Origin of the sequence: Planococcus koreensis, assembly GCF_004761975.1 — a bacterium.
GTDB classification, from domain to species: Bacteria; Bacillota; Bacilli; order Bacillales_A; family Planococcaceae; genus Planococcus; species Planococcus koreensis.
The window spans coordinates 17,595-37,619 of sequence record NZ_RQII01000006.1; the positions used below are offsets into that span (position 1 = coordinate 17,595).

At 47.1% G+C, this 20,025-nt stretch carries 18 protein-coding genes; all 18 read right to left on the bottom strand.

Annotated elements, in window-relative coordinates:
- Position 1: 1 nt before the first annotated feature.
- Positions 2-478 (bottom strand): transcriptional regulator NrdR, encoded by a 477-nt coding sequence (gene nrdR / locus EGV91_RS01045; protein ID WP_135500320.1) that lies wholly within the window; start codon positions 476-478, stop codon positions 2-4.
- Positions 479-1,057: 579 nt separating this feature from the next.
- Positions 1,058-1,441 (bottom strand): adenosylmethionine decarboxylase, encoded by a 384-nt coding sequence (gene speD, locus EGV91_RS01050; RefSeq protein ID WP_135500321.1) that lies wholly within the window; start codon positions 1,439-1,441, stop codon positions 1,058-1,060.
- 312 nt (positions 1,442-1,753) lie between these two features.
- Positions 1,754-2,770 carry a glyceraldehyde-3-phosphate dehydrogenase gene (locus EGV91_RS01055; protein ID WP_135500322.1) on the bottom strand — a complete coding sequence of 339 codons (1,017 nt, stop codon included), beginning with the start codon at positions 2,768-2,770 and terminating at the stop codon, positions 1,754-1,756.
- A 100-nt stretch (positions 2,771-2,870) separates the two neighbouring features.
- Positions 2,871-3,476, bottom strand: a complete 606-nt coding sequence (coaE, locus tag EGV91_RS01060) for a dephospho-CoA kinase (RefSeq protein ID WP_135500323.1) — start codon at positions 3,474-3,476, stop codon at positions 2,871-2,873.
- 9 nt (positions 3,477-3,485) lie between these two features.
- Positions 3,486-4,355 carry a bifunctional DNA-formamidopyrimidine glycosylase/DNA-(apurinic or apyrimidinic site) lyase gene (gene mutM / locus EGV91_RS01065; RefSeq protein ID WP_135500324.1) on the bottom strand — a complete coding sequence of 290 codons (870 nt, stop codon included), beginning with the start codon at positions 4,353-4,355 and terminating at the stop codon, positions 3,486-3,488.
- 15 nt (positions 4,356-4,370) lie between these two features.
- Complete coding sequence (gene polA, locus EGV91_RS01070; protein WP_135500345.1) at positions 4,371-6,992, bottom strand: DNA polymerase I; 2,622 nt, start codon at positions 6,990-6,992, stop codon at positions 4,371-4,373.
- Between the two features lie 80 nt (positions 6,993-7,072).
- On the bottom strand, positions 7,073-8,053 hold the full coding sequence (hflC, locus tag EGV91_RS01075; protein WP_135500325.1) for a protease modulator HflC: 981 nt from the start codon (positions 8,051-8,053) through the stop codon (positions 7,073-7,075).
- Positions 8,053-9,012 (bottom strand): FtsH protease activity modulator HflK, encoded by a 960-nt coding sequence (hflK, locus tag EGV91_RS01080; RefSeq protein ID WP_135500326.1) that lies wholly within the window; start codon positions 9,010-9,012, stop codon positions 8,053-8,055. Before hflK ends, hflC begins: the two co-directional genes overlap by 1 nt.
- A 170-nt stretch (positions 9,013-9,182) precedes the next feature.
- Positions 9,183-10,397 carry a carboxylate--amine ligase gene (locus EGV91_RS01085; protein ID WP_135500327.1) on the bottom strand — a complete coding sequence of 405 codons (1,215 nt, stop codon included), beginning with the start codon at positions 10,395-10,397 and terminating at the stop codon, positions 9,183-9,185.
- Between the two features lie 14 nt (positions 10,398-10,411).
- Positions 10,412-11,809, bottom strand: coding sequence for a two-component system histidine kinase PnpS (pnpS, locus tag EGV91_RS01090; protein ID WP_135500328.1), 1,398 nt, complete (start codon positions 11,807-11,809; stop codon positions 10,412-10,414).
- The gene (locus tag EGV91_RS01095) at positions 11,806-12,513 is read right to left on the bottom strand and encodes a response regulator transcription factor (protein WP_135500329.1); all 708 of its coding nucleotides are present in this window, start codon (positions 12,511-12,513) and stop codon (positions 11,806-11,808) included. The genes pnpS and EGV91_RS01095 overlap by 4 nt, the downstream gene beginning before the upstream one ends.
- Positions 12,514-12,557: 44 nt before the next feature.
- Positions 12,558-13,034 carry a MaoC/PaaZ C-terminal domain-containing protein gene (locus EGV91_RS01100; protein ID WP_135500330.1) on the bottom strand — a complete coding sequence of 159 codons (477 nt, stop codon included), beginning with the start codon at positions 13,032-13,034 and terminating at the stop codon, positions 12,558-12,560.
- A gap of 134 nt (positions 13,035-13,168) precedes the next feature.
- Complete coding sequence (gene mdh, locus EGV91_RS01105; RefSeq protein ID WP_135500331.1) at positions 13,169-14,107, bottom strand: malate dehydrogenase; 939 nt, start codon at positions 14,105-14,107, stop codon at positions 13,169-13,171.
- 63 nt (positions 14,108-14,170) lie between these two features.
- On the bottom strand, positions 14,171-15,436 hold the full coding sequence (icd, locus tag EGV91_RS01110) for an NADP-dependent isocitrate dehydrogenase (RefSeq protein ID WP_135500332.1): 1,266 nt from the start codon (positions 15,434-15,436) through the stop codon (positions 14,171-14,173).
- A gap of 74 nt (positions 15,437-15,510) precedes the next feature.
- Positions 15,511-16,626 (bottom strand): citrate synthase, encoded by a 1,116-nt coding sequence (citZ, locus tag EGV91_RS01115; protein ID WP_135500333.1) that lies wholly within the window; start codon positions 16,624-16,626, stop codon positions 15,511-15,513.
- A 186-nt stretch (positions 16,627-16,812) separates the two neighbouring features.
- A complete protein-coding gene (locus tag EGV91_RS01120) occupies positions 16,813-17,196 on the bottom strand; it encodes an FxsA family protein (RefSeq protein ID WP_135500334.1) in 384 nt (127 codons plus the stop codon).
- Positions 17,197-17,220: 24 nt separating this feature from the next.
- A complete protein-coding gene (pyk, locus tag EGV91_RS01125; RefSeq protein ID WP_135500335.1) occupies positions 17,221-18,981 on the bottom strand; it encodes a pyruvate kinase in 1,761 nt (586 codons plus the stop codon).
- Positions 18,982-19,002: 21 nt separating this feature from the next.
- Positions 19,003-19,962: a 6-phosphofructokinase gene (gene pfkA, locus EGV91_RS01130; protein ID WP_135500336.1), complete on the bottom strand. Its 960-nt coding sequence runs from the start codon at positions 19,960-19,962 to the stop codon at positions 19,003-19,005.
- Between the last annotated feature and the right edge of the window lie 63 nt (positions 19,963-20,025).

Below are 20,025 nucleotides of genomic sequence, written 5' to 3' on the forward strand. Positions count from 1 at the left end.
CTTATTCGGGTTTCTTGCCATTCGGGTTTTTATCCAGTAATTCCTTTAATTCATCGATAAAAACCGTAATGTCTTTGAACTGGCGATAGACCGAAGCGAAGCGGACATACGCCACTTCGTCGATTGCCGCTAGGCGGTTCATGACAAGTTCTCCGACTTCCTCGGATTTCACTTCGGCATTGCCTGTACGGCGCAGCTCCTTCTCGATATCAAACACAAGGTTCTCCAGCGTCTCTAAAGGAACTGGACGCTTTTCGCAAGCACGGATCAAGCCGCGCAACACTTTCTCGCGGCTGAATTCTTCACGCGAGCCGTCTTTCTTCACGACGATCAATGGCATTTCTTCCACTTTTTCAAACGTCGTATACCGGTAGCCGCAAGCTTCGCACTCCCTGCGCCTCCGAATGGATTTATTATCATCTACTGGCCGCGAATCCACGACACGTGTGCCATTATGCTGGCAAGCCGGACATCTCATATTGGACCTCTCCCTAAACATTGTTTCTCGTAACTCCAGTATAACAAATTTACGGCGCCATTAGTTGCTATATAAATAGAACGAAAGAAGTATCATATTGAAAATCGCTTCAGTCACTTAGGGCATGGCTCCCGCAAGAAGCCGAGAAGAACACTCGTCTCCTTGCTTCGCCTAGCCCCTTGACGCGCTTCAGCTAAGATATCTCTCGATTTGGAGCAAAGCAGCTAAGACATCTTCAGATTAGAAAATTGACATCCAAAATCCCAGAAGAGCAATCGTTAGCAAGGTGCGGGTACTCGTCACTCATCGATTGTGAATATTAACTAGTTCAACAATATATAAGCCATCTCCGCAATTTTGCTTCTTATCAATAAAATAGCAGGCTTTAAATAACATTTAATTTTTAAAGAACTATCCAGCGCAGGCGCGAACACGGGCTGGGTGTAGCAGAAAGACAAGCGTTCTTTGCTTGACTCACCCTGAGCGACCGAAGCGGTATATCACAAATATCTTTTATCCCTAGAAAACAGAAAAAGCAGGGGATCAGATCCCCTGCTTCATATCGTTCATGTTAATGGATTATGCATTTACTGATACTTTGGATTGGCCAGCACTGACTGGACCCATTCCACGCGGAATTTCTACGAATTCACGTGTGCCTGAATTCAACGCTTCTGCAATATAATTAGCTGCAACAGTTGGATCAAGATCGCCGCAAGTATAAACATCGATACTTGCATAGCCGTGTTCCGGGAAGCTGTGGATCGTTAAATGCGATTCAGAAATGATGACTACCCCGCTTACGCCTTGAGGTGCAAATTTGTGAAAAGCTACTTCTCTGACTTCGGCTCCGGATTTAAGTGCTGCATCAACAAAAGTCTGTTCGATAAAATCCATATCGTTTAATTTGTCAAAATCACACTGCCAAAGTTCTGCAATTACGTGACGTCCCATTGTTTCCATGGTTCGTTTCCCCCTTTGATATCATTTTGTTTTAGTGCGCAAAATATTCAAAGTTGACTACCACGGGGGAAAGTTAGTCCAAAGAGGTCCTAACCCTTTAAGCAGTCATGTGAATAAATATTGCTCCGTCCGCTCCTGCTTTATGCTCTCAGAAACGAAGAAGTACGTAGCCGTTTTTTGACTACGAATGTTAGTATATGATGTATTGAAATGAAATGCAATCATAATTACTCAAAATCAATTAATTTTTATGGGAATTTTTTTCACGAAAAAAGCCGCTCGCCATTTTACAATGGCTGCGGCCTGTATTAATTATCGGGCATAAACCAATGATTTTGCCACTTTTTTAGTTAAATCAACCACCCGTGCAGAGTAGCCCCACTCGTTATCATACCAAGCAAGAACTTTCACTTTGCGGCCGCCGATGACCATCGTGGACAATCCATCTACGATCGCCGATTGTTCAGTCGTATTGAAATCGATCGACACCAATGGCTCCATCGTCAAGCTCAGGATGCCTTCAAGGCCGTCCACTGAAGCCGCTTGGAACGCAGCATTTACTTCTTCGATCGTTACGTCCTGCTTCAAGTCGACGACAAGATCCACTAAAGATACATTAGGCGTCGGTACGCGGAGCGACATGCCGTGAAGCTTGCCTTCCAATTCCGGAAGCACCAATGATAGCGCTTTCGCGGCGCCCGTAGAAGTAGGGATGATCGACTGGGCACATGCACGCGCGCGGCGGAGATCTTTATGCGGGTTATCCAGGTTCTTTTGGTCATTCGTGTAAGAATGGACAGTTGTCATGAGGCCGTTTTCAATCCCGAACGCATCGTTCAAGACTTTTGCAACCGGTGCGAGGCAGTTTGTCGTGCAGCTGGCATTTGAAATGACGTCATGCTTATCGATTTCGAGTGCGTCGTCATTGACGCCCATCACGATAGTCACATCTGCATTTTTACCCGGTGCCGATAAAATGACTTTCTTGGCTCCAGCATCCAGATGCAATGCCGCTTTTTCGCGTGCATTGAACTTGCCTGTTGCTTCAATGACGATGTCGATGCCCATTTCACTCCAAGGAAGCAGTAAAGGATCGCGTTCATTGACGAGCTGGACCCGTTTACCATTGACAATTAATGCATCTTCTTCATGAGAGACGTCGCCCTGGAAGGTGCCGTGATTTGTGTCATACTTAATCAGATGCGCTAGCGTTGCAGCAGGATAGCCGGCATTTACAGCGGCAATTTTGATGTCATCCATTAAAATAGCTTGTCTGAAAACCATACGGCCGATGCGGCCAAACCCGTTAATCGCAATAGAAACTGTCATTTATGAGTCCCCCATTAAATAAGTTATACTTTTATTTTTAATTCGTTATATAGTATAACACATTTTATGGATACTGGAACCTTAAAGTTCACTTCAGCGTTTATTGTTCAGAAATTCCCGCATCCCATTCTTCGAGGATGCGGTTGAGTTGCCATTTCGTTTCTTCGATCGTGCCATTATTGTAAATGACGGCATCCGCGCCTTCTTCTTTGACGGACATCGGCAATTGCGAGGAAATCCGCGCAAGCGCCTCCCCTTCAACCAATTCATTGCGTTCCATGAGGCGTTTCAGCTGATTTTCTTCGGTTACACTGACGACCAAAATCTTATCCACGAAATGCTGGAGCTTGCTTTCGAACAGCAGCGGGATGTCCATGATGACGACTTTCTGGCCTTCAGCCATATAATCCGCCCGCTGCCGCAGCATTTCGTTGCGGATTGCTGGATGAATAATATCATTCAAGCGTTTCCGGCTGGCTGGATCAGTGAAAATGAGGTCCCCCACTTTTTTCCGGTCTAGCGAACCATTTGGCAAGATGACATCTTCACCAAACGCCCCTTTGATTTTCTCCAATGTTTCACTGCCGGGTTCCACAACTTGGCGAGCCACTAAATCAGCATCGACAATCGGATAGCCCAATTCCTTCAACATCTGCGAGACGGTGCTTTTCCCGCTCGCTATGCTCCCTGTTAACCCAATGATCATCCTAATCCCTCATTTTTGGCATGTTGGGCAGTAGACGGAAGTGCGCCCTGCAATTTGCAGGGACTTCGTCGCCGTGCCGCATTCCATGCATTGTTTTTTGCCGTACATGCCGAAGCGGTCCTGCATCCGCCCGGATTCGCCGTTGATGTTGCGGTAATCCGAAATGGTGCTGCCCCCAGCATCGATGCTTTCGAGCAGGATTGCCGCAACCGCTTTGAACAACTGGATTTTCCGGGCACGGCTGATGCGCCCCGCTGCACGGTTCGGATGGATTTTCATCCGGAACAGCGCTTCGGTTGCGTAGATATTGCCGCAGCCTGAAATCACCTGCCCATCCATGATGACTTCCTTGATCGGCTTCGCGCTGTATTTCGGACGTTCCGCCATATGGAGAAAATGTTCGAGCGCTTCTTCTGCGAACGGTTCCGGCGCCATTAAAAGCAGCGGCGGAAAATCCGCTTCGCCGTTCAGCAGGCGCATCTCACCGAAACGGCGGATGTCCGAATACGCCAATAGATTGCCGTCGTCGAGCGTCAGCACGACATGGACATGGCGGCGGAACTTCTCTTCCGTAATGGACAACAGGCTGTCGACGTAAAACCACGCGCCTGACATGCCCAAATGGTTGACCAATAAAAATTCGCGTTCTTTTTGCATGGTGAAATAAATATATTTGCTGCGCCGTTCCACGCTTGAAATTTCCGCCCCGACCAGCCGGCTGATAAATGCATCCGCATCCATCTTTTTGATGATCGCTTCCTTGCCATTCGCCTTTGACAGGCGGATGGTGTCGGAAACGAAAACATCGCGGATTGTTTTTCCGGCTGCGGCCGGACGGATTTGGCGAACGACGCCTTCTACTTCAGGAAGTTCAGGCATCCTTCAGCCCTCCTATCATTTTGTATCGTACCAAGTATCACCGAATGCGAAATCGACTTTCAGCGGCACATTCAACGTGACGGCCGACTCCATCGCTTGCGGCACCAATGTCTTCAATTTCTCAAGTTCATTCGGCGGCGCTTCAAAGATGAGTTCATCGTGCACTTGAAGCAGCATGCGCGTCTGCATGTTTTCACGCTTCAAGGCATCCGCCATGTCGATCATCGCTTTTTTGATGATGTCAGCGGCGCTGCCTTGGATCGGCGTATTCATCGCTGTGCGTTCTGCAAAGCTGCGCAAATTGAAATTCGAGCTGTTGATGTCCGGCAAATAGCGGCGGCGGTTCATGATCGTCGTCACAAAGCCGTTTTTCTTCGCCATCTGGATGCTCTCGTCCATGTAGCGCTTGACGCCAGGGAAGCTCTTCAAGTACGTATCGATGAATTCTGCCGCTTCTTTGCGGGTGATGTTCAAGTTTTGCGACAAACCGTAATCGCTGATGCCGTAGACAATGCCGAAGTTGACGGCTTTTGCAGCACGGCGCATATTCGGCGTCACATCTTCCGCTCCGACGCCATAAACGTCCATCGCCGTTTTCGTATGGATGTCCATATCGTTCTGGAACGCTTCGATCAGGCTTTCGTCTTTCGACATATCGGCCAGCACGCGCAATTCAATCTGCGAGTAATCGGCAGCGACCATGACCCAGCCCGGCTGAGACGGCACGAAGGCTTTGCGGATTTTGCGCCCTTCTTCCAAACGCACCGGGATGTTCTGCAAGTTCGGGTTGATCGAACTCAAGCGCCCCGTTGTCGTCAAAGCCTGCTGGAAACGCGTATGGACTTTGCCATCTTCATGGATTTCCTTCAATAAACCTTCTATATAAGTAGAACGGATTTTGCCCAATTGGCGGTACATCAGAATATAGGAAATGACTTCATGCTTGCCTTCGAGCTTCTCCAAAACATCTGCAGCCGTGGAATAGCCCGTTTTCGTCTTTTTCTGCACAGGCAATCCGAGTTTTTCAAACAGGATCACGCCCAATTGCTTCGGCGAATTGATGTTGAACCGTTCGCCGGCAAGGCCGTAAATATCGAATTCGATTTTCTCGAGTTTATGCGACAAATCCTTGCCCATTTCCACTAATTGCTCTTTATCGACTTTGACGCCGAACGATTCCATCTCGCCCAAAATCGTGGCAAGCGGAAGCTCCAGCTTATTGTACAAATCGAATTGCTCGTTTTCCTGGAGCTTCTTCAAGACCATCGGGCGCACTTCCCAAATCGTGCGTGCTTTTCTGGCCATATGCTCGTTGAGGATAGCTGCTTCAGGCACCGCTTTTTTCGCGCCTTTGCCGTAGATCTGCTCATTCTGGGCAACATCCGTATAGCCGTATTCCTGAACGATATTCGCCAAATCCGTATACGTCAACGACGGATTGACAATATACGCGCCGAGCATCAAGTCAAAATCGACGCCGTCCACACCTAAGCCGTAGCGGTAGAAAGCAGCCGTTGCCGCTTTCGAATCGGACATGTATTTCTTCTTCGAATCATCTGCGAACCATTCTTTGAACGCTTGGGATTGCGTAATCGTCTCCATCGGCACGACGTAGGTCTTGTCAGCCGTCGCCAATGAAACCCCGAGCAAGTCGCACGTGTGGTATTGCTCATCGTACATTTCCAGGTGGATTGCCATCTCGTCTTCCAGAATCGACGCATCAAGTTCCGTCAGCACTTCAAATTCCAATTCTTTTTTGGTCGTTTCCTCAGCCGTGTAATCGAGTTTTTCCAGAAGCGATTTGAATGCCAGCTCATTCCATACTTTGACCAATTCATCATGGTCCGGGCCTGGATAAGACAATTCTTCAATGGAAACTTCCACAGGTGCGCTGCGTTCGATCGTCGCCAATTTCTTGCTGATGTACGCAAGGTCTTCATTGGCAACGAGTTTTTCTTTCATCTTGCCTTTCTGCTGATCGATCGCTTCATAGACGCCTTCGACGCTGCCATGCGCTGCCAGCAGTTTCAATGCCGTTTTTTCGCCGACTCCCGGAACTCCTGGAATGTTATCCGATGCGTCACCCATGAGGCCTTTCATATCGATGATCTGCAAAGGCGCCAAGTTGTATTTTTCACGTATGTGGTCGACGGTGTATTTCTCGATGTCCGTCATCCCTTTGCGGGTGATGTATACCGTAGTCGATGCCGACGCCAATTGCGTCAAATCCTTATCGCCGGAAATGACGATGACTTCATCGCCTTCTTTTTCCGCTTCCAAGCTCAAGGTGCCGATGATGTCATCCGCTTCGTAATTCGGCAATTCATAGGTTTTGATGCGGTATGCATCGATCAGCTTGCGCAAATACGGAAATTGCTCTGACAATTCGGGCGGCGTTTTTTGGCGCCCGCCTTTGTACTCCCCGAACATCTCATTGCGAAACGTCGTTTTCCCGGCATCGAACGCCACAATCATATGCGTCGGCTGTTCTTCTTCCAGTATTTTTTGGAGCATCATCGTAAAGCCGTATACCGCATTGGTATGGATCCCTTGTTCATTCGTCAATAGCGGCAGCGCGAAAAACGCGCGGTACGCCAAACTGTTTCCGTCCAATAATAAAATCTTCTTTGCCACAATATTACCCCTCTCATAAACAAAAGCCGTCATTCCTTCTATTTTACCACGCGGGCAAAAAGAAGAGAAATGACGGCTTGCGGCTATTCCAAATTCCCGGAGAGAATTTGGGCGTATGGCGAATCGGACGGCAGGATGATCACCGTGTCGTCGCCGATTGTTTTGGTGTAGGACTGAAGCGAACGGTACAGCTCATAAAATTCCGGGTCTTTGGAAAAAGACGCATTGTAGATTTTAGCAGCTTCGGATTCACCTTCCGATTGGATCAGCGCCGCTTCCTTTTTAGCGGAAGCGATCACTTCCTGCGCTTCGCGGTCAGCTTGCGCTTCGATTTCACGTTTTTTCGCATCGCCTTGTGACAGATAATCCTGTGCGGTCGAATCACGCTCCGAAATCATCCGGGTATAGACCGACTGTTCGTTTTCTTCCGGCAAGTCCGTGCGTTTCATGCGGACGTCCACAACGCGGATGCCGTATTGGTCTTTCTCCAGCAATTCATTGACGCGGGCTGTGACATTGTCATTCAAACTGCCGCGCGAAGAATTTTCATCGTTGATGATTTCATCATAATTCAATTGCCCAAGTTCGGTCCGCACAACCGAGTAGATGAATTCCTCCATCCGCGATTCTGCGTTGACAATCGTTACAGCATTTGTGATCAGTTCCCGCGGGTTGACGACATGCCAAACTGCGTAATTGTCGATGATGATGCGTTTTTTGTCTTTCGTGTTGATCTCCGCTTCGGAAACATCGTAGGTCATCTGGTATTTCGGCAAGGTGCTAACGCTTTGAATAAATGGTGTTTTCATACGGATGCCCGGCTCCTCGTAGATGCCAACAACTTCACCGAATTGGCGGACCACCCGGTATTCGTTTTCTTTTACGACATAGACATTCGTCAACAGGATGATCAAAGCGAACAGCGCCAGCGACAAGACCGTGATCAATTTCCAGTATTTCTTGAAATTAATCGGTTCTCTCGGCGTTTTCGGTTTTTTCGGCTTCAGCGGCTTTTCCCACGGGTTCGGTTTTACGGGATTGTTCTGTGGTTTATTCGGCTCCATCAGTTTCCTCCTCCTTCTTCTGCTGCCGGCGGCACGATTGTCTGTGTTTCATTTAAAGGCAAGTACGTCATTGTTCCGCCTTCGTCATTCATGATGTAAAGTTTGGCATTAGGCAGCACCGTCTCAAGTGTTTCCATAACAATCCGCTGGCGCGTCACTTCCGGATTGGTTTCATATTCTGCGTATAATTTATCAAACAATGCGACGTCTCCAAGTGCCTGCTCGACGCGGGCCACTTTCTGCCCTTCGGCGCGTGAATTGATGGCCGCTTTTTCACCCAGTGCTTCATTGCGCTTTTGGTTTTCGTATTTCCGCGCTTCGTTGATTTTTGTGTTCATCGTCTCACGTGCATCCGTCACATTGGTGAACGCTGCACGCACTTCTTCATTCGGCAGCTCGACGTCCTGCAGTTTAACGGCCAGCACGGTGATGCCAAAATCGTATTTATCCATCAAGGAAGCGAGCAAGTCTCTTGTCTCCGCCTCGATTTCCGCTTTCCCGGAAGTCAGCGCGTCATCGATGAGCGAACTGCCGATAATGGAGCGGATAGAAGCCGATGTCGCATCGTGCAGCACATCTTGCGGATTTTCCGCATTGAACAGGTATTTTTTCGGATCGGTGATTTTCCACTGCACGACCAGATCGGTCAATACGATATTTTCATCGCCCGTGATCATTTTCGTTTCTTTGTCAAAAGCGACGATTTCACCGTCTTCGTTTTGGTTATAGCCGAATTGAAGGCTATACGTTTCTTTTGATAGGATTTCGGCTTTCTGTATCGGCCAAGGCATCTTGAAATGAAGCCCCGGTTCGACAATCGTCTCATTGGCGACACCGAATGTGACGATTACCGCCTGCTCGGATTCATCTACGGTATACCATGACGTGAACACAGCAATCAGCAACAGGATTCCGAACATGGACAATCCAATGATAGCTAAGATTTTTTTGACGGACATTTTTATTCCCCCTTTTCTCTTCTATTTCATATACGGCAGAATCTTGAAATAGTTTCAGAAAATAGAAAAAGAGCCCCGGGGAAGGGCTCTTTTTCCCTTCATGCGGTTGAAGGGGGTTCTATTAAACAATAACATCCGATTGTGAAGCCAGTGTTAACCTAATGTTAAACTTACCACTGATTATTCTTATATTTCTTATAATAATTGACTTGGCGTGCGAACAAGTATAATTTACGCTTTAAATGCGTATCTTTCTTGTAGAATAGCGGATTGCCGTATTTGCCTTTTTTCAGCAATTCATTGATGTCCCGTTGAACCGCTTTGTTATTGACGAATTTGCGGAGCACGATTTTCGGCACTACCGTAAAGAGGAAGTCTTCGTTCAAATACGTCACCGGCTTTTCCACATGGTAAATCAAGTCATCAACGAGATACGATGCCATGTTGTGGCCAAGTGCCGTCACGTAATAGCTCGAACGCCCTTGGCGGATATTCACTTCAAACACTTTGAACTTGCCGTCGCGTTCATCAAATTTCAAGTCGAAATTCGCGAAGCCGTTATAGCCGACCGCTTCCAGGAAATTCTGCAGCTTGACCATCATTTCCTTGTTATAGCGGGTGATCAACGCTGTGTAATTTCCGATTGCTGTAACGGTATGTTCTTGCAGCACGACTTGCGCAAACGTCACCAGCTGGGTCTTGCCTTTTGAACTTGCGTAAATGACGGAATCCCACATATACGTATCATCGCCAGGGATGAAATCCTGGATGATCAGCTCATCATCGTAGCCGCTGCCGACGATTTTATTGATGACATCTTGCAGTTCACGCGGATTTTCGACTTTATAGACTTTTTGCTGGCCATCAAATTTGTTGAGGTTATAAGCAATTCCGTTGCTCGGCTTGACGATGACCGGATACATCATCTGTTCTTCGAACGGCGTGTTTGAACGGCAATCGTAGAAATAAGTCGTAGGTGTATCGATGCCGTGCTCCGCACATAATTTATAGAAATTCGATTTGACCTGCAGCTTGTTCATCAAGTCCTCGGAGATATAATTAAAGACAAAAAACTCTTTCAGTATTGCCGCGTTCTCGATAATCAAGCGCACGTATAAGTCGTTGGTGCCGACAAGCAGCAAGGTCTTGCCAGGTGTTCTGTATTTTTGGGCGATAGCGGTCATGATCCCGGCAAATTGTGCGGAATCCGATAAGCCCGAACGCAATTCAATTGTTTTGGTAATTGTGCTCATTGCTGTAAATGACAACGGTTCTTTGCCGACCAAAATTGGTTTAATGCCATATGCTTCGTGAAAAGAAATGGCCATGTTGTAAGCGTTCATGTCTGTGCCAATAATAATCGGCAAAAATGGGTTTGTTTCCATATGTTCCTCCTAGATTAACTTGCTAAGGGCAAGTGGATGATAAACGTTGAGCCTTTGCCAACTTCGCTTTTGACTTCCACTTTGCCGTGATGTGCTTCGATTAAATGTTTGACGATGGATAATCCCAGTCCGGTTCCGCCGGAGTTTCGGCTTCTCGCCCGGTCCACCCGGTAAAAACGTTCAAACAAACGGCTGAATTCAGCTTTTGCGATGCCGATTCCCTGGTCTTCCACTTCAATAATGGCTTCATTGCCGCGTGAAAATAACCGGATGGTGATCACCGTCTGCTCCGGCGAATAAGTCATAGCGTTGACCAATAAATTCATCATGACCTGGACAAGCCGGTTTGGGTCTCCTTGGACAATAACGGGTTCGAGCTGAAGGTTCAACTCGATCCCTTTGTCTTCCAGTTTTTTCTGCACCATTTCCCTCACTTGGTAAATGATCGCTTCCATATCCGTTGGATGGGCATCCACTTTAAAGCCGGACTGTTCCACCCGCGAAAGTTCCAACAAATCTTCAATCAGCATTTCCAGCCGATTGCTTTCTTTATGGATGATTTCCAAAAACGATTCGCACGTGGCGGGATCTTTATAGGCCCCGTCCAAAAGCGTCTCGGAAAACCCTTTTATCGATGTCACTGGCGTCCGCAATTCGTGGGATACATTCGCCACGAAATCTTTCCGGATCTGCTCCAAACGCTTTAATTCTGTGATATCGTGCAGCACGATGACAATACCATGCCATTGTTCCTGTTCACCGATTACCGGCGCACCGTAGACATCAATATGGCGGCTGCTCAGCCCTTGGGTGAATGCAAGCTGTTCGCGTGCAGGTTTTTCCATCATAAAAACCCGCTCGATAAACTCCTGCAGAACCTGGGGAATCGGAACTTCTTTGTAGAATTTCTTATTGACATCCATTTCAGCTAATTCGAATTCATACATGAATGATTTATTGACAAGCGAGACCGAACCTTGGCGATCAATCATGATCAGCGCACTGCCCATATTTTCAATCAGTGTTTTCAGCCGTTCTTGTTCCATTTCACGGACAGCTGTTATTTCCTGCAGGTTCCTTGCCAGGACATTGATGGTAGAACTGAGTTCGACTGTGCCGATGTTGCTGTATTCATATGCGCGCGCCTGGTAATTCCCTTTGGCCAGCTCCAACGCGGTTTCTGTCACGTTTTCAATCGGCATGGCCTGGACCTTGATGATCCGGTAGCCGATAATAGCCGAAAAAATCATGGCCAGCGCAAAAATAAGCGCAAGCCAGATCCATAATTGCATTTGATTTTCCGATTCTGCGTAAATGGGAAAAAGCTGGCCGATGATGAGCAATAGGCCAGCCAGCAATATACCGAGCCACGCAAGGATTGTCATCAATAAGCGATGCTGAAATGACTTCATCCCGCTTTCGGCTCCTCAAATTTATAGCCCAGCCCCCGAATCGTCTTGATGAAAACCGGTTTGCGGCTGTTTTCCTCGATTTTTTCACGCAGATGGCTGATATGAACATCCACAATCCGCGTATCGCCTGCAAAATCGTATTTCCAGACGGCACTCAATAACTGGTCGCGTGTCAGCACACGATTTTTGTTTTCCATCAAGTAGACAAGAAGTTCGAACTCTTTCGGAGTGAAATCAAGCTGTTTTTCATCCAGAAAAACCTCGAACCGATCTGGAAACACTTTTAAACTGCCCAGCACCATAGGCGCGGAAGTTTCTCCTTTTGGCGTCGGAGTCGTAACCGAACGCCGCAGCACTGCTTTGATGCGTGCTACAACTTCCCTTGGGCTGAAAGGTTTTGTCATATAATCATCGGCTCCGAGTTCCAGCCCGAGCACTTTATCGAATTCATCATCTTTTGCAGTCAGCATAATGATGGGAGTATTCACCTTCTCTTGGCGAAGCGCTTTGCACACTTCCACACCGTCCATTGATGGCAACATCAAATCAAGGACGATGAGCGACGGTTTCTCGCTTAACGCCAAATCATAGCCTTGCTTCCCGTCGTTCGCGACAATCGTTTCAAATCCCGCTTGCACCAGGTTATAAGATAGGAGTGTAGCAATTGAATGTTCATCTTCGATAATCAGTATTTTATTCAGCATTTGACATCCTCCACATTCAGTTTGAAACCCCCATCTCAAACCGTTTAGAAATTATCCATTGCATGTGTGGCCAGCTGATTCAGCAACTGCGGCGGATTAACATGCACCGTTCCTTCAACAACGGTGTTGCCGTTTTCATCAGTTGCTTCGACCCGTACGCTTACCAGGTTGTTTTTTTCGTCAATCTCAACGATTTCCAGCAAGAAGTCGATCGTTGAATAATGGTATACCGGTTTAACAAATTTCAATCGCTGTTCATTAATATACGAGCCTGGGCCCGGCAAGTATTTGGAGATTGCTGAAGTGATAATGCCCGTCAGCATGATGTTCGGCACAACCGGTTTTTCAAATGCGGTCTGGGAAGCAAAATCGTGCTGGATATACAGCGGATTCCCGTCATTCGTCAACCCCAGATAAAGAAGCAGATCTTTGTCTTCAATCTTCTCTGTGAGTTTCAATTTTTCCCCGACATTCATATCCTCGATTTTTCGGCCTAATTTACGTTTCTTACCAAGCAACAATAAATTCCCCTCCTAAATCTTGCTACTCTTATAGTATCAAGTAATGCCTGAATAGCGCAAGCGGGTATAATAGCACTGCTTTGGCGCGAACAGAAAAAACCGGACAGGAAAATTCCTGCCCGGCTGATTAATATTTACACCAAAAGATCCATTACAACTTTCACGGATTCAGCTGATTTATTGAGCAGCGCCCGCTCTTCTTCGTTCAAATCGATTTCGATGATTTTTTCAATGCCGCCTGCACCCAGAATGGTCGGCACGCCGAGGTAAATGCCATCCAACCCGTACTCGCCTTCCAAATAAGCAATCGACGGCAGAATGCGGCGCTGGTCTTTGATGATCGCTTCAGCCATTTCCACTAAAGAGGCAGCTGGCGCATAGTAAGCAGAGCCGTTTCCGAGCAGGTTGACGATTTCCGCTCCGCCTTTACGCGTGCGGTCAACGATTTCTTCAAGACGCTCTTTAGCGATGAGCGTCTCCAACGGAATGCCTCCTGCGTATGAATAGCGAACCAACGGCACCATGTCATCGCCGTGGCCGCCGAGAACAAACCCGGTAACGTCTTTGACCGAAACGTTGAGTTCTTCTGCGACAAATGTTCGGAACCGTGCAGAATCCAATACGCCGGACTGGCCAATAACGCGTTCTTTCGGCAATCCCGATGCTTTATAGACGGTATATGTCATCGCATCGACCGGATTCGTCAATACGAGAATCGTCGTATCCGGTGAATATTTGACGATTTCAGCCGTCACGGATTTCATGACGTTTTGATTCGTCTGCACAAGATCATCCCGGCTCATGCCCGGCTTGCGGGCGATTCCCGCAGTGATGATCACCAAATCGGAGCCTTTGGTATCCTCGTAATTCGCTGTCCCGGTTACCCGCGCGTCAAATCCTTGAACTGGCCCGGCTTCTGCCATATCAAGCGCTTTGCCTTTTGCCGGGTTTTCCATTTGTGGAATATCGACCAGTACAACATCGCCCAGCTCTTTTTGAGCTAATAGAAATGCAGCTGTTGCGCCTGTAAATCCTGAACCGATGACCGAAATCTTTTTGCGTTTGAATGTCATAGAAACTCTCCTCTGAATTCGTATTTGGGTAAATAAAAAAAGAGGGGTTTCCCCCTCCAATTTTTAAAGATTTTTAATTAATTCGTCAGCGAATGCAGAACATTTCACTTCTGTAGCGCCGTCCATAAGACGTGCGAAGTCATAAGTGACTACTTTAGAAGCGATTGTTTTCTCCATAGAAGCCATGATTAATTTAGCCGCTTCATTCCAGCCCAAGTGCTCAAGCATCAAAACGCCTGACAAGATGACTGATGAAGGGTTTACTTTATCAAGGCCAGCATATTTAGGAGCTGTACCGTGAGTAGCTTCGAAAATCGCATGTCCAGTCAAGTAGTTGATGTTTGCTCCTGGAGCAATTCCGATTCCGCCTACTTGTGCAGCCAATGCGTCAGAGATGTAATCGCCGTTCAAGTTCATTGTTGCAACAACATCGAACTCGCTTGGGCGTGTAAGGATTTGTTGAAGGAAGATATCAGCGATTGAATCTTTGACAAGGATTTTGCCAGAGTCAAGAGCTTCTTTTTGTGCTTTATCAGCAGCTTCAGTTCCTTGCTCATCTTTGATCTTGTCGTATTGGTTCCACGTGAACACTTTGTCGCCGAATTCTTGCTCAGCAACTTCGTAGCCCCAGTTCTTGAAAGCTCCTTCAGTGAACTTCATGATGTTCCCTTTGTGGACAAGCGTCAATGACTCGCGGCCTTCAGTGATTGCATAGTTGATTGCAGCACGAACTAAGCGTTTTGTTCCTTCTTCTGAAATCGGTTTGATGCCGATTCCTGAAGTTTCTGGGAAGCGGATGTTTTTAACGCCCATTTCGTCAGTAAGGAAAGCGATCAATTTCTTAACTTCATCAGAACCTTTAGCGTATTCGATGCCCGCATAGATATCTTCCGTGTTTTCGCGGAAAATGACCATATCCGTATCTTCAGGGCGTTTAACCGGTGAAGGTACGCCTTCGAAATAACGTACAGGGCGCAAGCATGTATAAAGATCCAATTCTTGGCGCAAAGCAACGTTCAATGAACGGATACCGCCGCCGATTGGCGTTGTAAGAGGTCCTTTGATTGCGATCAAGTATTCGCGGATAACGTCAAGCGTTTCTTCCGGAAGCCATTCGCCAGTTTCGTCGAATGCTTTTTGTCCAGCAAGAACTTCTTTCCAAACGATTGATTTTTCACCGTTATAAGCTTTTGTTACAGCTTGCTCAAGAACGCGTGAAGCCGCATTCCAGATGTCCGGCCCAGTGCCGTCACCGATGATGAAAGGAATTACTGCATTATTAGGAACGTTTAAAACGCCGTTTTCTACTGTGATTTTTTCGCCTGTCATTTAAAATAGCCTCCTGTAGTCATGTAATAGGACGGTGCAAATTGCCCGTCCTATGTTTATTGGTTAAAAAATGATTATCTTTCGTTAACTGGAACATATTTTTGCATTCCAGGTCCGATGTATTCCGCGCGCGGACGGATCAAGCGGTTGTTTGAATATTGCTCCAAAATGTGGGCAAGCCAGCCTGAAGTACGTGATACTGCGAAAATCGGCGTGAACAAGTCATGCTCGATGTTCAATGAATGGTAGACGGATGCCGAATAGAAGTCGACATTCGGCGGAAGATTTTTCTGGCCGCTGACGATTTCATCAATCTTGATCGACATTTCGTACCATTTTTCTTCTCCGCGGATTTTCGTCAATTTCTGAGACATTTCACGCAAGTGTTTTGCACGTGGGTCACCTTTGCGGTAAACGCGATGGCCAAAGCCCATGATTTTTTCCTTGTTCGCCAATTTTTCATTAATGACTTTTTCTACGTTATCTACTGAACCGATTTCAGTCAACATTTTCATAACCTGCTCGTTTGCGCCGCCGTGCAATGGGCCTTTTAATGCGCCGATTGCCGCAGTTACGCCAGAATAGACATCTGAAAGAGTAGCGACTGCAACACGTGCAGTGAATGTAGATGCGTTCAATTCATGGTCAGCATGAAGAACTAGAGCTTTGTTGAATGCTTCTTCTTCGATGTCCGCTGGAACGTTTCCAGAAAGCATGTAAAGGAAGTTAGCTGCAAAACTCAAATCATTTTTCGGTGCAACCGGCTCTTGGCCGCTGCGGACGCGCGCGAATGCAGTCACCAAAGTAGCAATTTTGGCCTGGATGCGGATCGCTTTGCGGTAGTTCGCTTCAGGGTTCATCACTTCAGCTTCTTCATCGAATAAGCCAAGCATCGATACTGCTGTACGCAATGCAGCCATCGGATGAACTTTTTTGATTTCGTATGTTTTAAAATGATCCAATACTGCCTGTGGCACTGACATATTATCAGCCAATTGCTGTTTTAGTTCAGCAAGCTCATCCGCTTTCGGCAAGCGCTGGTGCCATAAAAGATAAATCACTTCTTCAAAGCTGGCATTATTTGCCAAATCATCAATATCGTAGCCAACGTATGTAAGAGTGTCATCAATAATTGAACTGATGGCTGATTGTGTAGCTACTACACCTTCTAAACCTTTTGACGATGTCATTAAAATCGCTCCTTCTACTTGTAATTCATCATTCCAAAAAAAAACCCCGAATGATGGGTTATCCTCTTTTTTCGAGCATGAATAAATTTCCTTACCTAGCCATTATAATCAACATTGTAGAATTTGTGAATGAAAACGCTTGTTTTTGTGAAACTTTTCTCAAAATAACGATGGTTTCACTCGGGATTATCCTTCGATAATCCGAGTGACACGCATCTTTTTTTGAATTATTTTGCCGACAATCGGCTTATAGATCTTTTGGGTTGGCCTGAACAGAAGCGACAGCCCGATTGCATCGGAGATGAAGCCGGGGGTCAAAAGCAAGACGCCGCCGACCAGCACCAATGCCGCGTTGATTAGGTGTTCGCCTGGCGGCTTCAAGCGCCCCATGCTGTCCTGTATGTCACGAAGTGCTTTCAATCCTTGTTTCTTAGCCAAAAAAGCACCAATCAAACCTGTTGCTATGATTAATCCTAGCGTCGGAAAGATTCCCATGGCGTCGCTCGCCCACAAAAGCAGCGTAAGTTCCAGTGTCGGGACGATGATTAAAGCTAAGAAAAACCATTTCATAACGGATTACCCTCCTTGCTGAACTTATAAAACACTGGCATGGCCGTCATAGATAATGCCAGTTTCTGCATCTATCGTGACGTCGTAATCGTTCTTGATCAATGAAGTGGCACCTTCAACTCCGACAATGACTGGAATTCCCAGGCTCAAACCGACTACAGCTGCATGGCTCGTCAATCCGCCTTCTTCCGTAATCAAACCGGCACATTTCTCAATGGCTGGCATCATGTCGCGGTCAGAGCCGATTGTGACGATAATCTTGCCTGTTGCGTCATAAGCCAATGCTTCTTCAGAGTTTCTTACTACAAGCGTTTTGCCGAAAGCACTCATTTTTCCGATTCCTTGGCCCTGCGCGATGCTGTCGCCGATCAAATGAACTTTCATCAAGTTCGTCGTGCCGGCTTGGCCAACTGGCACTCCCGCAGTAATCACGACCAAATCGCCGTGTTTTACAAAATGGTGCTGCAGGCTTTCTTCCACCGCATTTTCAAGAACTTCATCGGTTGACATCACTTTCCGGCCGACAATCGGCTGGACACCCCAAACAAGGGTAAGCTTGCGTGATGGCCGTTCAGAAGAAGTTACTGCAATAATCGGTACGCCTGGACGGTATTTTGAAATCATCTTCGCCGTATGCCCGCTTTCAGTCGGGGCAATAATGGCTTTCACTTTCAAGTTCAGCGCCGTATAGGCAACAGCTTGGCCGATTGCTTCCGTCATGTTCGGCTCTTTCTCTTTGCGGCGGTTGTCGACAAGCTGCTTGTAGTTCAACGCAGCTTCTGTCGTCACTGCAATGCGGTGCATCGTTTCCACTGATTCGACAGGATAAATCCCCGCCGCTGTTTCACCTGACAACATGATTGCATCGGTGCCGTCAAAAATGGCATTGGCGACATCGCTGGCTTCCGCTCTTGTCGGACGCGGATTGCGCTGCATAGAATCGAGCATTTGCGTAGCCGTGATAACCGGCTTGCCTGCACTATTGCATTTTTCAATCAACGATTTTTGGACAAGCGGCACTTCTTCTGCAGGAATCTCTACGCCGAGATCTCCACGTGCAACCATCAAGCCGTCAGAAACAACAAGAATTTCATCGATATTATCGACGCCTTCCTGATTTTCGATTTTCGGAATGATCTGGATATGCGAACCGTTATTATTTTCCAAATGGCGGCGGATTTCCATGACATCAGAAGCTCTGCGAACAAATGAAGCTGCAACAAAATCAACGTTTTGTTCGATTCCGAACAGGATATCCTGTGCATCTTTTTCTGTCATGCCTGGCAATTGAACAGACACGCCCGGTACGTTAACACCTTTTTTCGTTTTTAAAGTCCCAGCATTTTCCACCACTGTATGAAGCAAACCTTTTTCTTTGTCGATGCCAGTGACATGCAATTCGATCAATCCGTCATCAAGCAAGATGACCGATCCGACGTGAACATCGTCAATCAACCGGCCGTAGCTGATAGAAAACATTTCTTTGGTTCCGAGCACTTCCATCATCGAGATGGCGATGCTTTGGCCAGTCTCTAAATCGATCGAGTCGTTTTCCATTTGGTGGGTACGGATTTCAGGTCCTTTTGTATCCAGCAGAATGCCGACAATTTTCCCTGTTTTTTCTGCCGCTTCACGGATTCGTTTGATGCGAAGCGCGTGCTCTTCATGGCTTCCGTGTGAAAAATTCAAGCGGGCAACGTTCATGCCTGCATTGATCAATGCTTCTAAAAGCTCCGGCGTTTCACTTGCCGGTCCAATTGTACAAACGATTTTTGTTTTTCTCAATGTGCTCACTCCAATAGGCTTTTAAATTGATAGTTCTTTGGATAAATTGTATAAGCTCATATCCACTTTGCGTTTCAGCTTGAATGCTTCTTCCATATCATAATCGACAACTTTGTTATTGACCATGCCAATCGCTTGTCCGCCTTCGCCTTTCAGCAATGCTTCCACTGCGCGAGCGCCGAACAAACTGCCAAGAACCCGGTCGCGTGCAGTTGGTGAACCGCCGCGCTGGATGTGGCCGAGCACCGAGATGCGTGTTTCGGTATCCGATTTCTCTGAAAGCAGGTTCGCTAATTCCTGCGCACTCATGACGCCTTCAGCAACGATGATGATACTGTGCTTCTTGCCGCGCTTTTTCCCTTTTTCCAATCGGTCAATCATGTCATCCAGGTCAAAAGCTTGTTCCGGTATCAGAATGGTTTCTGCTCCACCCGCAAGCCCTGCCCATAAAGCGAGGTCCCCGGCATCGCGGCCCATTACTTCTATTATAAATGTCCGTTCATGGCTCGTTGCCGTATCACGGATTTTATCAATCGCTTCGATTACCGTATTCAATGCCGTATCAAATCCGATTGTATAATCCGTTCCCGGAATGTCATTATCGATCGTACCCGGAACCCCTACTGCTGGAATCCCTTTTTTCGTAAGCGCCATGGCCCCGCGGTATGAACCGTCGCCGCCGATGACCACTAGCCCCTCAAGGCCGTGTTCTTTCATATGCGCAATCGCTTTTTCCTGGCCAGCGTCCGTGATGAATTCCGGACATCTTGCCGAATACAATGCTGTTCCACCGCGCTGAATAATATCACCGACATCCCCAGCTTCCAGCTTCGAGATTTTGCCGTCAATCAACCCTTGATAGCCACTGTACACGCCGAATACTTCAATTCCTTCAAAAATACCTTTACGCACGACAGCCCGTACCGCAGCATTCATGCCCGGAGAATCTCCTCCGCTTGTTAAAACACCTATTCGTTTCATGCAAATCCCTCCTGCTATTCCGTTTACTCTTTTCACCTTACCACGCGGGCACTCGACTGTCAG